We start from the raw sequence: 14,532 nt of genomic DNA on the forward strand, positions 1-14,532 counted from the left end.
TCTCCCGTTATTTCAGCAGGAATCCGTGTGCGAGCGGATCGCGGTCATCGACGAAAATCGTGTTGTGACCCGTCACGCGCGCCCATCCTTCGATGCTTGGCACAATCGCATCGTATGTGCCGACGCGCGCCGCTTCCATCGGCACGCCTTCGAACAAGGTGCCGATGATGCTTTCATGCACGAAGCGCTCGCCGATCTTCAACTGCCCCTTCGCGACACGCTGCGCCATGCGCGCCGACGTGCCCGTGCCGCACGGCGACCGGTCGATGGCCTTGTCGCCGTAGAACACCGCGTTGCGCGCGCTCGCGCCTTCGACTGTCGGCTCGCCGGTCCACATCACGTGACTCAGGCCGCGTATCGCATCGTTCTCCGGATGCACGAACGTGTACTTCTCGTTCGCCTTCTGACGCAGGACGGGGCTCAGGCGTTGAATGTCGGACGGCTTCAGCGCATGCAAGCCTTCGTAATTGCCCTGCGGCTCGACGATCGCATAGAAGTTGCCGCCATACGCGACATCGAAACGAATTTCGCCGATACCATCGACATCGACGGACAAGTCCCGCGAATGCAGAAACGAAGGCACGTTCACGAGCTGCACCGAATCCACATGTTCGCCGTTCATCCGATATCGCGCGACGACGAGGCCCGCAGGCGTATCGAGCCGCAACACGCCAGGCTCACGCGGCCGCACGAGTCCATGTTCGATGGCGGTCGTCACCGTGCCGATGGTGCCGTGCCCGCACATCGGCAGACAGCCGCTCACTTCGATGAAGAGAATCGCCAGGTCGCAATCGGAGCGCGTCGGCGGATAGAGGATGCTGCCGGACATGACCTCGTGGCCGCGCGGCTCGAACATCAGCGCGGTGCGTATCCAGTCGAACTCGCGCAGGAAGTGCGCGCGGCGCTCGATCATGTTCGCTCCTTCGAGCGGCGGCGCGCCGCCCGCGACGACGCGCACCGGATTGCCGCATGTATGTCCGTCGATGCAGAAGAACGTGGACTTCATTGCGCAAGCGCCTTCACGTTGGCGATCGCCTTCTCGACGATCTGAATCGTGCGCTGCCGTTCCTCGCCTTCGAGCATCAGGCGCGGCGCCTTCACGTACTCCGGATAGCCCGCCGTGATGTTCTCCGCGAGCTTGATGTACTGCACGAGCTTCACGTGCGTGTCGAGATGGAAGAGATCGATCAACGCACGATACAGCGCGCGCGCCTTGTCGTACTCGCCATTCACCGCGTAGTTGAGCAGATCGACGGATTCTTTCGGCATCGCGTTCGCCATGCCCGAGACCCAGCCCTTCACGCCGAGCGCGACCGATTCCACGATCAGATCGTCGACGCCGCAGAACACGACGAAGCGATCGCCGAAGCGCGCATAAAGATCGGTGACGCGCGTCGTGTCGTAAGTCTCTTCCTTGATCGCGACGACGTTCGGTTCATCGGCGAGTTGCGCGAGCAGATCGGGCCGCATGTCGACGCCATAGCCGCGCGGGTTGTTGTAGATCATGAGGCCAAGCTTCGTCGAGCGCGCGATCGACCGATAGTATTCGACCGTCTCGCGATCGTCCGAGCGATACGTGAGGCCGGGAAACACCATCAGGCCCTGCACGCCGATGGCTTCCGCGTCTTTCGCGAATTGCATCGCATTGGCCGTGTTCAGTTCCGCGAGACCGGAGATGACGGGCACACGCCCGTTCACCGTTTCGACGGCGATCTTCAGCACCGTGCGCTTCTCTTCGGACGTCAACTGCGCGTTTTCGCCGACCATGCCCATCATCACGACGCCGCCCACACCGCTGTCGATCAGACGGTTCAGACCGTTGACGATCGCATCGCGATCGAGCGAGCCGTCCTGTTTCAGCTTCGTCGTGACGGCGGGAAATACGCCTTTCCAGTTCACTTGCATGTTGGTTCCTCCGGATGGATTTCAGTGATTGAAGCGTGCGATCGAATAGGGCGTGAGCGGCACGCGCGGGGTGCGGCCCGCGAGCACATCGGCGACGAGCGCGGCGGTCGTCGCCGATTGCGTGAGGCCGAGATGGCCGTGACCGAATGCATAGACGACAGACGGCATGCGCAGCGATGCGCCGATCACCGGCAGCGAATCGGGCGTCGCGGGGCGATGGCCCATCCACTTCTTCGCGTCCGTATCGTCGATGCCGGGAATGAAGCGCTTGCCGAGCGCGAGCAACGCGTCGCTGCGACGATAGTTCGGCGGCGCATCGATGCCCGCGAACTCCGCCGCGCCGCCGATGCGCAAGCCGACATCGAGCGGCGTCGCGACGAACTTGCGCTCCGCGAAGATCACTTCGCGCGTCAGGTCGACGCCGTGCTTCGGCAGCGTCGCGTTATAGCCGCGCTCGCTTTCTAGCAGCACGCTTTCGCCGATCGACTTCGCCAGCGCCGCCGACCACGCGCCCGCCGCGATCACGATGCGTCGTCCCTTCACGCGCGTATCGTCTTCGAGCAACACGGAATCGGGCGATGCGATCGCACGCGCCACGCCTGTCACGAAGCGCGCGCCGAGCGCTCGCACGCGCTCACGCAGCAACGTGACGATGCGGCGCGGATCGCCGATATGCGACCAGTCATCGAGAAACACACCATGCCGGAACACGGCCGCAAGCGACGGCTCGCATTCGCGCACCTGTTGCGCGTTCAGCGCATGCCAGCGCACGCCGAGCTCGCGCTTGACGGCCCATTCGGCCTGATCGGCGGCGAAGGCTTCGTCGGTTTCATAGACCGTGAGCGCACCACGGCGATAGTGCATCGCGCTCGCGCCGATATCGTCGAACATCGGAATGATGTCTTCATAGACGCGGTTGTTCAGAAGCGCGAGCGCTTGCGTGATCGCCTGATAACGTTCCGGCTCGCTCGCGCGGCGAAACGCCATGAACCACGGCAGCGCCTTCGGCACATGCTTCCAGTCGAGCGCGAGCGGCCCGAGCGGATCCATCAGCCATTTCGCGGCCTTCGTGAACACGCCGTGCACGGCGATGGGCGTGCTTTCCGTCACCGCGATGCCGCCCGCGTTGCCATGCGATGCGCGATCGCCTTCGAAATCGCGATCGATCACGGTCACGCGCGCGCCCTCGCGCAATGCGGCCCACGCGCAGGCCAGCCCCACGATGCCCGCGCCGATCACGACGACGTCCGCCATTTCTTCGCCCGTCATGCTCATGAACTCACGCGCGATTTGATCAGCTTGTCGTCGACGGCTTCGCACCACGTATCCGCGAGCGTGAAGCCGGTCTGGAAGCGATCGGTCGGATCGACGCCGACTTGCGAGATCGCCGTGATCCACGCCTGGCCGGCTACGACGGGCACGACCGCGGGAACATCGCCGAGGCGCGTCGCCGATTCGATGCGGCTCTCGAACACCGAACCGATGATCGACTCGTGCAGAAAGGTCTCGCCCACGCCGATCAGCCCTTTCGCGTGCATCACCGCGAGCCGCGCGGATGTGCCCGTGCCGCACGGCGAGCGGTCGCAGCGCCCCGGCGACACGATCACCGTGTTGCGCGACTTCAGCACGCCGTTCTCGCGCGAGAGCGGCCCGACGAACTCGGTCATCGTGATGCCCTTGATGAGCGGATTCAACGGATGCGGCGAAGGCAACTGCTCCGCCGCCGCGGCCTTGATGACCTGCCCGAGCTCGCACAGCTCGCGCGCTTCGTCGGGCGCGATGCGAAAGCCGAGCTTCTCAGCATCGACGATCACATACGTCATGCCGCCATAGCCGACATCGACGGTCAGGCTGCCGATGCCTTCCACTTCGATCGTCTTGTCGAGATGATTCGCAAACGCGGGCTGATTGGTGAACTCGACCTTCGTGACCTTGCCGTTCGCGCACGAGCAGCGCAAATGGATGAGCCCGGCGGGCGCTTCGAGCACGAGTTCGGTAACGGGCTCGACCATCGGCAGAATGCCAGTTTCGAGCAGCACCGTCGCGACGCACATCGTGTTCGAGCCGGACATCGCCGGATATTCCGTCGATTCGGCGATCACGTAACCCATTTGCGCGCGCGGGTCGGTCGCGGGGAACAGAAAGTTCACCGTCTGATTCGCGGAGCCGCGCGGCTCGAAGATGCAGATGCGGCGCAGGTCGTCGCGCACCTCTTCGAGATGCATCATCTTGTCGAACATCGTCGCGCCGGGCACGTCAAAAACGCCGCCCGTCACCACGTTGCCCACTTCGCCTTCCGCGTGGCAGTTCACTACCGTAAGCGTTCGATTCCAGCGCATGGTTATTGCAGCGGCGCGTGCGCCGTCTCCTTGATGGTGATGACAGTGAGCGTCGACAGCAGCGCGGCGAGCATCACGAAGTACGCGGGCGAAAGCGGCGAGCCCGTCGCCTTGATGAGCGCGATGGAGATCATCGGTGCGAAGCCGCCGAACACCGCGTTGGCAATGCCGTAGCCGATCGACATCCATGTCGTGCGGATCTTCGTCGGGAACAACTCGGAAAGCACGGCGGGCCCGACGCCCGAAAACATGCCGATGATCACGCCGCCCAGCACCTGCACCGCGCCGACGATCGCCGCCGATTTGTATTCCAGCATCAGATGGAAGATCGGATACGGCAACACGAGAAACGCAATGCAGCCGATGGCATAGATCGGCTTGCGGCCGAAGCGGTCCGAGGCCGCGCCCCAGAACGGAATCGATACCGTCATCACGATCAGGCCCGCCGTGTTGAGCCACAGCGCCGTCGACGAATGAATGCCGACGTACTTCGTCGTGAACGACGGCAGATAGTTGAGCAGCACGTAGAGCGAGACCGTCCATACGATCACGAGGCCGCACGCCTGAAGGCCGAGCAGCGCCGGTGCGCGGCCCTTCGCCTTGGGTGCGTCGTCGCTCGCGCTCTGATAGACGGGCGTTTCTTCGCTGCGCTTGCGGATGATCCAGCCGATCGGCCCGATCACGATCGCGCCGACGATGAACGGCACGCGCCAGCCCCAGTCGAGCAGCGCCTCCTGACTGAGCATCGTCGTCATGAGCGCGGCCGCGCCCGAGCCGAGCAGCATGCCGCCGAGCGTGCTGCATTGCTGGAAGCTGCCGTAGAAGCCGCGCCTGTTCTGCGGCGCCCATTCGACGAGAAACGCGACCGCGTTGCCGAGTTCGCCGCCGACGGAAATGCCCTGCAGCATGCGCGCCGCGACCAGCAGGATCGGCGCCATGATCCCGATCGACGCATACGATGGCAGCAGCGCCATGAACAGCGTCGCGGCGGCCATCAACGGCATGACGAAGGTGAGCGTCCACTTGCGGCCTTTCACGTCGCCGAGCCATCCGAAGATGATCGCGCCGAGCGGACGCGCGGCGAAACCGAGGCCGAACGCGCCGAAGGTGCCGAGCATGGCGGCGAAGTCATCGCCGGCGGGAAACATCACTTTGGCGATGACGGTCGCGAGGAACGCGTAAGTGCCGAAGTCGAACCATTCGAGAATATTGCCGACGACCGCCGCGGTGACGGCGCGACTGGATGCGGACGAAACCCGTGGGCTGTCGTGTGCGGCGTAAGGGTTCGCAACGGCGTTGGCGCGGTCGGTCATGGTGGCTCCCTCGGTGGCGGTGGGATGCAGCGTCGGACCGATTGTGCGCCCATCTCAAAATTGAATCAAGGATTTTGGATCCAAAATAAAGGTATGAAGGAACGCGCCGGTTAGCGCTAAAAAGCAAGCAGGCCCCGACGCGTCGGGGCCTGCCTGGGTTCTGCTTGCCGCGGCGGCCGACGTCTCAGCGCGCCACGATCACAAACGGCGCGGTGCCGCTGTACGTCGAGCCGCTGGTGAACGACCGCAGCCCAAGGTCCGTGCTCCGGTACTTGCCGTTCGTCCCTTGCTTCAACTGATTGACGGACCAGTTGCCGCTGCGTTCGAGAAGAATGGACTGAGAACTCGGGTCATACTGGACATGGTCCGGCAAGGCCGACGAAGCCTGCAATGTCTTCTTGGCTCTGCTCGTCACGTCGTAGAGGATGATCGGACTTGGGCTCGTGCCGTTGTCGTCGGCAAAAAGGATTTGCGCGTTGCTGATGGCCGCGAGGAATTTCGGCTTCTGCTCCGGCAGATCGCTCAGCACGCGCGTGATGCCGCTCTCCAGATCCATTTCCGTCAGCCGGCCTTCGCCATTGGCCGACGCTGCGCTGACAAAGTAGGCCTTCTTTGCATCGGGGGTCACGGCGAACTGATCACCGCTCGTGGCCGGCACCGATCCTCCCGGATAGCCGCCGACGATGAACGACGCCGCCAGGTCGATGCGAAGCACTTCGATCTTCGCCCCCGGCTCGTTCGACAGCGCGTAGAGGTTTGCGCCGTCGTTCTTCGCCGTTGCGATCCTGACGAGGCTGTAGGCTTCCGGCAGCACGATCTGCCTGAGAAGCTTCCCGGAATCTCCGTCGATGATGCTGACGACGTTCCCGTTCGCCAGATAGACCTGCGTCCCGTCCAGCGCGGGCTGAATGTCATAGCCGGTGGTGACGGTGCTCAGCAACGGACTAATGGGCGTGACGTGCAGAACCTTATTCGTGGCCGTATCGATCGTGGCGAGATCGGTCGATGTCGGGCTTCTTTGCAGAAGCACATACAGACGCTTCCCATCCACGCCGGGGAACATCCGATCGACCTGTTTATAGTCGCCCGTCAGCGAGAGATCGATCGTAGCCTTCGCGGCGCGCGAGGCGAAATCGTACGCGGTCACCTGAGCCGGAGCCTGGGCGCGCGTCAACGTATAAATGGTCTGATTCACGCGCGGAGGCCCATAGTACTTCTGCGCCATCTCGATGTCGGTGACGCTCAGCTTGCCGTCACCGTTCCACTCCGGATTGCAGTAGTTCATGATCGATGCGAGATCCCACGCGCCGATCATCGTGTCGCCCGAGGTGCCTTGCGCTGGCTCGGTGCATGTCGAAGGCGTGTCGGGCCGGTTCTGCTCATGCGCGAAGCCGAGCGCGTGACCGAATTCATGCGCGGCCACCCGGCGAATGCAGTATTCCTCGCGCCCCTGGCAACTCGGGCTCCAGTTCCTGAACGTGAAGTCGAGCGACATGCCGCCTTTCTCGTTGTTCAGCATTGCGCCGAGGCCATAGGTATGCGGTCCGTTCGTCGCGATGTCCTCGACCGAGATCCGTATGCCGTAGTAGTTAGAATCGTTCGTGCATTGCTGCCAGCCGGTGAACTGGGCGCCTGAATTCTGCTCCCAGGTTTCCTGAACCGCGAGGCGGCTCCAGTTGCGTTCCGTGGCGTACCGCGCGAAATCCGCGTTGGTCATATCCCAGCACACACCGATGGGAACGCGGTCCCAGATAACGGTCGACAACGCGTAGCCCTTGGTCGTGGCTTCCTGCTGCGACGCCGGCTGTGCTGTCGCGCCCTTTGCGTTGGAGCCGAGGGTGTCGGAACCGGCATCGCCGCCGCACCCGCTGATCAATACTCCTGATGATAATGCCAGAACCAGCGCGCTTATCCTTCGCATTTTCTTCTCCGTTTATCGAGACCATGCAAGCCCAACGCATGGCGGAAGGAAATAGATTTTCAGCGTGTAATCAAACTGGAATTTCCATTACAGAGTATTTCAACGCAAGCTTCTGCCTTTCGGCATGAGTACGTCAATAATTAATTTTCCGTATTGTCGGATCAGAAAGCGCTACAGGACAACGAACGTGGCCGATACGGTCAGCCCGCGGGCCGGATGTTCGCCCGTGCTCAGCCCGATCTCCCCCCGATGCGCCTGCACGATCTCCTTCGCGATCGCGAGCCCGAGCCCGGTTCCTTCGGTATCGGCCGACGCGCGATAGAACGGCTCGAACACGCGGCTGCGCGCTTCGGCGGGAATGCCGGGGCCGTCGTCGGTGACGGCCAGCGTCACGCGCTGCGCATCGCGCGCCACCGTGACGGTCACATGTCCGCCCGGCTGCGTATAGCGGATCGCATTCTCGACGATGTTGTAGACCAGCGCCGACAGCAATCCCTCATGCCCGATGATCCACGCCGATTCGGCCAGCTCCGCGCCGAGATCGATCTCGCGCTTCTGCGCGAACATCGCGAGATCTTCGATCACATCTTGCGCGATCGCGGCCAGATCGACCTTCTGCTTCGCGAGTTGCGTATAGTCGGCCGCTTCGGCCTGCGCGAGCAGCAGCAGCTTGTTCGTGAGACCGACCATCGATCGGTTGCTTCGCTGCATCGCGGCGAGCGCTTCGGATAGCGTCGGCTCCATCTCGCGATGCTGCCGCGCGAACTGCAACTGCGTCTCCAGCAGCGTGAGCGGCGTGCGCAACTGATGCGCCGCATCCGCGATGAAGCGCCGCTGCGCCGCGACCTGAAGCCCGAGCCGCGCGATGCACTGATTGATCGCCTCGACGATGGGCCGCAACTCCGTATGCAGGCGCTCGACGCGCAAGGGCTCGAGTTGCATCGGATCGCGGTCCATCACGTCTTCCTTCACCTTCAGAAGCGGCCGCAATTCGAACGTGAGGCCGATGCACGCGAGCGCCACCGCGAGCAGCACCATCTCGATCTGCCGCACGAGTTGCGGACGCCACAGCTCGCGGATCATCGCATCGCGCGAGGCCTGCGTCTTGCCGACGGACACCAGCACGCGACGTATCGCGCCGTTGTCGTACATCTGCCGCACGAAACCGACGGCGCGCACCGGCTTGCCGTCGAGATCGGCGTCGTAGTAGTTCGGTGAATCGTGAGTCGTCGTCGCCCGCGTCGGGAAGTCGGGCACGCCCGCGAGCAGACGGCCATCGTCGACGCTCACGTTGTAGAAGACCTGATCGCCATAAGGCGACGCGAACACTTCGAGCGCGGCAGGCGGAATATCGACGAGCAAGCGGCCATCGGACCATTCGACCTCGCCCGCGATCATCCGCGCCGATGCCAGCAGCGTGTTTTCCTGCACGAGATCGGCGGTGTGGCGCGCGTTGTCGTAGGCGGCCTTGCCGGTCACGAACACGTAGATCGCGAGCGGCACGAGCAGCCACCACAGAAGACGGACGCGCAGGCTATTGGTCATCGTCCTTCTTGCGCAGCAGATAGCCGAGCCCGCGCAGCGTGACGATCGCGGCCGAACTGCCGTCGAGCTTCTTGCGCAGCCGCGATATGTAGATCTCGAGCGCGTCCTCGCTCGGCTGGTCTTCGTGCGTGAAGATGGTATCGAGCAGCGATGCCTTCGACACCGTCTTGCCGAGCCGCAAGATCAGCGCTTCGAGCACGCTGCGCTCGCGCGGCGTCACGTTGAGCGGCGCGCCCTTGAGCGTGAACTGATGCGTGTCGATATCGAAGACGAGATCGCCGCACGCGAGTTCATTCGCCGTCGATGACGTGCGCCGGCGGATCATCACCTTCACACGCGCGACGAGTTCGCGTACTTCGAAAGGCTTGACGAGGTAGTCGTCCGCGCCCGCGCCGAGCAACTCCACTTTCTCGTCGATGGAACCGCTCGCGGTCAGGATCATCACCGGCGTCGCGTCGCCGCGCTGGCGCAAGCGTCGCAGCACGTTCTTGCCCGACAGGCGCGGCAGGTTCAGGTCGAGCAGCACGACATCGTATTGATTCGTGCGCAGCAGCTGATCGGCGGACTCGCCATCCTGCACGGCTTCGAGCGTGAACGACTCCTGTTCCAGCGTCTTGGCGAGCCAGAGAGACAGCGTCGGATTGTCTTCGATGAGAAGCAGCTTCATGGTGGCGCGATTGTAGGGCGTCGGCCCGGCGTATGAAGCATCGGGTTAACACCCATGCTTTGCCATCGGCGCAGAAAGCTGGCAGAAGGTTTCGCCTTTCTATAATCGCCGCACACATTCAAAAAAGCGGGCCATTTCTCACGGCACGGCCCACCTCAAGGAGACTTCTGATGCGTACCCTGCGCCAGATCGCTGCTGTATCCGGTATTGCTTTCGCACTCGCGGCCGCTTCCGTATCCGCTCACGCCGAAAAGATTTCCATCATGGTCGGCGGGGCGACCAAGATCATCTATCTGCCCGCGAAGCTCACCGAACAGCTCGGCTACTTCAAGGACGAAGGCCTCGACGTCGAAATCCTCTCGCAGCCCGCCGGCGTCGATGCGGAGAACGAGCTGCTGGCCGGTGCAGTGCAGGGCGTCGTCGGCTTCTACGATCACACCATCGATCTGCAGAGCAAGGGCAAGGAAGTGCAGGCGCTCGTGATCTTCGGCCAGGTGCCGGGCGAAGTCGAAATGGTGTCGACGAAACAGGCCGACAAGATCAAGAGCATGGCCGATGTCAAAGGCAAGACGCTCGGCGTGACGGGCCTCGGTTCATCGACGAGCTTTCTCACGCAATATCTCGCGCAGCGCGCGGGCGTGACCTCGAAGGAATACACGCTGCTGCCGGTGGGCGCGGACGCGAGCTTCATCGCGGCGGTCAAGCAGGAGCGCATCGACGCGGGCATGACCACGGAGCCGACCATCTCGCAACTGCTGAAGACCGGCGAAGCGAAGGTGCTCGTCGACATGCGCACGCTCGAAGGCACGCGTGCCGCGCTCGGCGGCACGTATCCGGCATCGAGCTTCTATGTGCAGCGCGCGTGGGCCGAATCGCACAAGACGGATGCGGCGAAGCTCGCGCACGCGTTCGCGAAGACGCTCAACTTCATCGCGACGCATAGCGCCGAAGAGATCACCGAGAAGATGCCGAAGGACTATTACGCGAAGAACAAGGACCTGTACGTGGCCGCGCTGAAGGCCTCGCAGCCGATGTTCACGAAGGACGGCAAGATGCCTGCCGATGGTCCCGACACGGTGCTGAAGGTGCTCGCCGCGTTCAATCCTTCGGTGAAGGGCAAGCATATCGATCTGGCGCGCACGTATTCGAACGAGTATCTGTCGGGCACGGCGACGGCGTCGAAGTGAGGTTGCCACGATGAATCAATCCACTCAACCCGCGATCGAGCTGCGCAACGTTTCGTGCCGCTTCATTTCGCCGGACGGCAAGGCGACCGTCGCGCTGCGCGACTTCAGCATGTCGGTGGCGAAGGGCGAGTTCGTTGCGATCGTCGGCCCGACGGGCTGCGGCAAGTCCACGACGCTCAGCATGATCACCGGCCTGCTCAAGCCGACGACCGGCGAAGTGCGCGTGATGGGCCAGCCGGTCGATGGCATCGATCCGCGCATCGGCTTCGTGTTCCAGGCCGACGCGGTGTTCCCGTGGCGCTCGGTGCTCGACAACGTCGCGGCCGGCCCGCTCTATCGCGGCCGCTCGAAGTCCGCCGCCTACGACGAAGCGCAGTCGTGGCTGCGCCGCGTCGGGCTCGACAAGTTCGGCAAGCACTATCCGCATCAGTTGTCGGGCGGCATGAGAAAGCGCGTCGCGCTCGCGCAGACGTTCATCAACAAGCCGGAAATCCTGCTGATGGACGAGCCGTTCAGCGCGCTCGACATGCAGACGCGCACGCTGATGCAGGACGAATTGCTGCAACTGTGGTCGGCGAATGCGGGCTCGGTGGTGTTCGTCACGCACGATCTGGAAGAAGCGATCGCGCTCGCGGACCGCGTGTTCGTGCTGACGGCGCGCCCCGCGACGCTCAAGAAGGTCTATGAGATCGACTTGCCGCGTCCGCGCATCACATCGGAAATTCGCTATCACCCGCACTTCATCGAGATATCGCGCGATATCTGGCACGACCTGCGCGAAGAAGTGCAGATCGGTTGAACCTGCACCAAAGGAACATCAAACATGTCCACGCCTCAACAAGCGATGCCCTCGGGCATCGATCCCACAGCGCTCGCGCAAGTCGAACGCGAAGCGCAAAGGCGCATCAAGCAGCGCAATGCGCTCGTGATCGGCCTGCGCATCGCGGTGCTCGTGTTCGTGCTCGGCGGCTGGGAACTGTCGGCTCGCCTTCACTGGATCGATCCGTTCTTCTTCTCGATGCCGTCCGCGATCTTCGATCAGATCGTCGAATGGTTCGTCGATGGCACATCGCAAGGGCCGCTGCTCACGCAAGTCTGGGTCACGCTCGAAGAGACCGGCCTCGGCTTCATCATCGGCTCGGTGGCGGGCGTGTTCTGCGGCATCGTGCTCGGCCGCAACAAGCTGCTGTCGGATGTGTTCAGCATCTACATCAAGATCGCCAACTCGATTCCGCGCGTGGTGCTCGGCTCGGTGTTCGTGATCGCGCTCGGTCTCGGCATGGCGTCGAAGGTCGCGCTTGCGGTCGTGATGGTGTTCTTCGTCGTGTTCGCGAATGCGTTTCAGGGCGTGCGCGAAGCGGATCGTTACATGATCGCGAATGCACAGATTCTCGGCGCGTCGCGGCGTCAGGTGACGACGTCGGTGGTGATTCCTTCCGCGCTCTCGTGGATTCTCGCCAGCCTGCATGTGAGCTTCGGCTTTGCGCTGGTCGGCGCGGTGGTCGGCGAGTTTCTCGGTTCGAAGCAAGGCATCGGCTTGCTGATTTCGACGGCGCAGGGCGCGTTCAATGCGAGCGGCGTGTTCGCTGCGATGATCGTGCTCGCGGTCGTCGCGCTCGCGGCGGATTATCTGCTCACGGCTGTGGAGCAGCGTCTGCTGAAATGGCGGCCCACGGCGAATTGATGCGCTGAAGTTGGCGCACAAAGGCGCTCAGCGCAGGCCGACTTCCCTGGCCTTGGCGACGCTGCACGCCCCGTGCTCCGTGTACACGACGCGGCTCTTGTTGTTGTAGTAGATGGCGTAACGATCGGCGCCTTGCTTGCCGAAACCGTATTCGGTGCATTGGGAGTGCCACGGTCCCCAGTTTCCGTCGGGCGGACCGAGACTGTCTTCGACATCCGCCCGCGTCATGCCGATCTTCACGCGGCTCATGTATTCCTGCGGATCGGGGTCCTTGACGAGGCTGGAACAGCCGCTCAGGCCAATCAGCACGCAGATCAGGCTTACCGCGCTACACGTTTTGAATTTGAGCATCGCTTCAGACTTTGCAAAAGGTCTGAAACTATCGGCAATGAGTAGGCGGTGCAATCGACCTGGTCTTAATTTGGGTGCAAACGGCGTCGCGCCATCTCCGCCACCCCGATGCACCCCGCCAGCCACGCCCCGCCCGACGCGAATCCGCCGATCACATCGCCGGGAAAATGCACGCCGATCACGACGCGGCTCATCCCTATCGCGAGCACGATGAAGCACGCCAGCGCGACGATGAGCGGATCCCAGCGCGTCGGCGCAAGACGCAGCAGCACGTACGCGCACATGCCGTAGCAGACGATCGAGCCGAACGTGTGCCCGCTCGGAAACGCGAAACTTTCGGGAAGCGGCACCGTCGCGCCGGTGGGACGGTCGCGGCGCATCATGGCCTTGAGCGCCTGATTGAGCAGACCGCCCGTGCTCGTGACCGCGGCGAAGTACACGGCGAGGCCGAAGCGGCGTGTCAGCACGAGCGCCGCGCACATGAGCACGCACAGCAGCGTGAGGAACCACGGATCGCCGAGGTGCGTGAGAACGGAGAACCATCGCGTGGCCAGCGCGGGCGTGCCGTCGCGCACGGCGTCGAGCAAAAGCTGATCCGCCGACGAAAACGCCGTGCCGTGCGCGATACGCATCGCGATGCCGATGAACACCGTCGCGCCGAGCACGACGGGCACGCACGCGGCCACCGCTACGGTCGCGCGCGACGCGCCGCGTTCGCGCGCCGCCCACGCCCACGCGAACGCGGCAATCGAAGGAACGACGAAAAGCATGATCGCGATGATCGCGATCGCGTGGCGTTGCGCGAGCGCCGTGTAATCCATGATCCGATTTTTCTCCCTGTTGCCCGGCGCTCGCGCGGACTCAGGGCGCGGTTGCGCCGCCCTCCGCTTCGAGCGGCCGTTCCCAGCCGAACGCCTGCACGCGCGCGACCGGTTTGTCCACGACGAGCACGCCGCAAATTCCGCCCGGCATCGGCAGCGTGAGACCGTGCCAGTCCGCCTGCCCCGCGCTTTCGATTGCCGCGCCGCGCTCCGCACGCGCTCTTCCGATCTGCACCGCCTCGTCCCGCACGGCCTGCCGGGCGTCCTCGTCGTAGGCGCCGCTGGTCAATCCGAGCCCTATTCTCGCCGATGACACCGCAATCACGATCCAGATGCCCGAATACGCGACATCGACATGAATGGCGCCCTCGACGAGCGGATGCGTGACGACGATGCGATCGTCGGGTTCATCCTCCACGCCGACGTCCTGCGGCTCGCAATTCAGCATGTGCGAGAGCACGAGACGCAGCGTCGCGCGCGATACGCTGAAGCGCCGCCCGAGCGCGGAATTCGGATGCAGCCGCGCGCGCCGGCGTTCGGCCGCATTGAGCCAGTTCCCGATATTCGACGCCGAAGCGAAGCGGAATTCCGTCGGCACGAGCCATAGACAGACCTCGCCGGGCGCGGGCGGTTCATGGATCTGCACGCGCGATTTCGCGAGATCGTAGTAGCGCCACGGGATTTCGGCGGCGGCTGGAAGGGAGATGCGGTCGGAAGCGGGCATGCGCGTCAGCGAAGCCCGCGGCGCGCGTGCGCGCACCGAAACGCTCCGCATTCAGGGACAAAGCAACATTGTCGG

The 14,532-nt window shown here is 63.6% G+C and carries 14 protein-coding genes; 3 read left to right on the top strand and 11 right to left on the bottom strand.

What is annotated here, in order from left to right:
• Positions 1-7: 7 nt before the first annotated feature.
• The 8 genes from AWB78_RS23125 to AWB78_RS23160 form a co-directional block, all read right to left on the bottom strand.
• Positions 8-1,006 carry a 4-hydroxyproline epimerase gene (locus AWB78_RS23125; RefSeq protein ID WP_062608316.1) on the bottom strand — a complete coding sequence of 333 codons (999 nt, stop codon included), beginning with the start codon at positions 1,004-1,006 and terminating at the stop codon, positions 8-10.
• Complete coding sequence (locus tag AWB78_RS23130) at positions 1,003-1,905, bottom strand: dihydrodipicolinate synthase family protein (protein WP_062608317.1); 903 nt, start codon at positions 1,903-1,905, stop codon at positions 1,003-1,005. Before AWB78_RS23130 ends, AWB78_RS23125 begins: the two co-directional genes overlap by 4 nt.
• A 21-nt stretch (positions 1,906-1,926) precedes the next feature.
• A complete protein-coding gene (locus tag AWB78_RS23135; RefSeq protein ID WP_232477806.1) occupies positions 1,927-3,174 on the bottom strand; it encodes an NAD(P)/FAD-dependent oxidoreductase in 1,248 nt (415 codons plus the stop codon).
• A 2-nt stretch (positions 3,175-3,176) separates the two neighbouring features.
• Positions 3,177-4,244 (bottom strand): proline racemase family protein, encoded by a 1,068-nt coding sequence (locus tag AWB78_RS23140; RefSeq protein ID WP_062608318.1) that lies wholly within the window; start codon positions 4,242-4,244, stop codon positions 3,177-3,179.
• Positions 4,245-4,246: 2 nt separating this feature from the next.
• Positions 4,247-5,557 (bottom strand): MFS transporter, encoded by a 1,311-nt coding sequence (locus AWB78_RS23145; RefSeq protein ID WP_062608319.1) that lies wholly within the window; start codon positions 5,555-5,557, stop codon positions 4,247-4,249.
• A gap of 184 nt (positions 5,558-5,741) precedes the next feature.
• The gene (locus tag AWB78_RS23150) at positions 5,742-7,433 is read right to left on the bottom strand and encodes an ATPase (protein ID WP_062608320.1); all 1,692 of its coding nucleotides are present in this window, start codon (positions 7,431-7,433) and stop codon (positions 5,742-5,744) included.
• 216 nt (positions 7,434-7,649) lie between these two features.
• Positions 7,650-9,023 (bottom strand): sensor histidine kinase, encoded by a 1,374-nt coding sequence (locus tag AWB78_RS23155; protein WP_062608321.1) that lies wholly within the window; start codon positions 9,021-9,023, stop codon positions 7,650-7,652.
• Entirely contained in the window at positions 9,013-9,690 is a 678-nt protein-coding gene (locus tag AWB78_RS23160; protein WP_062608322.1) for a response regulator, read from the bottom strand. The genes AWB78_RS23155 and AWB78_RS23160 overlap by 11 nt, the downstream gene beginning before the upstream one ends.
• Before the next feature lie 170 nt (positions 9,691-9,860).
• Between AWB78_RS23160 and AWB78_RS23165 the strand changes: the two genes are divergently transcribed.
• Genes AWB78_RS23165 through AWB78_RS23175 form a run of 3 tightly spaced genes read left to right on the top strand, consistent with a single transcriptional unit; the run spans position 9,861 to position 12,561 of the window.
• The gene (locus AWB78_RS23165; protein WP_062608323.1) at positions 9,861-10,877 is read left to right on the top strand and encodes an ABC transporter substrate-binding protein; all 1,017 of its coding nucleotides are present in this window, start codon (positions 9,861-9,863) and stop codon (positions 10,875-10,877) included.
• Positions 10,878-10,887: 10 nt separating this feature from the next.
• Complete coding sequence (locus AWB78_RS23170) at positions 10,888-11,676, top strand: ABC transporter ATP-binding protein (protein WP_062608324.1); 789 nt, start codon at positions 10,888-10,890, stop codon at positions 11,674-11,676.
• Positions 11,677-11,700: 24 nt separating this feature from the next.
• Complete coding sequence (locus AWB78_RS23175) at positions 11,701-12,561, top strand: ABC transporter permease (protein ID WP_062608325.1); 861 nt, start codon at positions 11,701-11,703, stop codon at positions 12,559-12,561.
• A 27-nt stretch (positions 12,562-12,588) separates the two neighbouring features.
• Here the strand turns inward: AWB78_RS23175 and AWB78_RS23180 are convergent, their stop codons facing one another.
• From AWB78_RS23180 to AWB78_RS23190, 3 genes are all read right to left on the bottom strand, one after another.
• Positions 12,589-12,912 (bottom strand): outer membrane protein assembly factor BamE, encoded by a 324-nt coding sequence (locus AWB78_RS23180; RefSeq protein ID WP_062608326.1) that lies wholly within the window; start codon positions 12,910-12,912, stop codon positions 12,589-12,591.
• 65 nt (positions 12,913-12,977) lie between these two features.
• Positions 12,978-13,733 carry a phosphatase PAP2 family protein gene (locus AWB78_RS23185; RefSeq protein WP_062608327.1) on the bottom strand — a complete coding sequence of 252 codons (756 nt, stop codon included), beginning with the start codon at positions 13,731-13,733 and terminating at the stop codon, positions 12,978-12,980.
• 40 nt (positions 13,734-13,773) lie between these two features.
• Positions 13,774-14,457, bottom strand: a complete 684-nt coding sequence (locus tag AWB78_RS23190) for a hypothetical protein (RefSeq protein ID WP_232477809.1) — start codon at positions 14,455-14,457, stop codon at positions 13,774-13,776.
• Positions 14,458-14,532 lie beyond the last annotated feature (75 nt).

This window comes from Caballeronia calidae (genome assembly GCF_900044055.2).
Taxonomy (GTDB): domain Bacteria; phylum Pseudomonadota; class Gammaproteobacteria; order Burkholderiales; family Burkholderiaceae; genus Caballeronia; species Caballeronia calidae.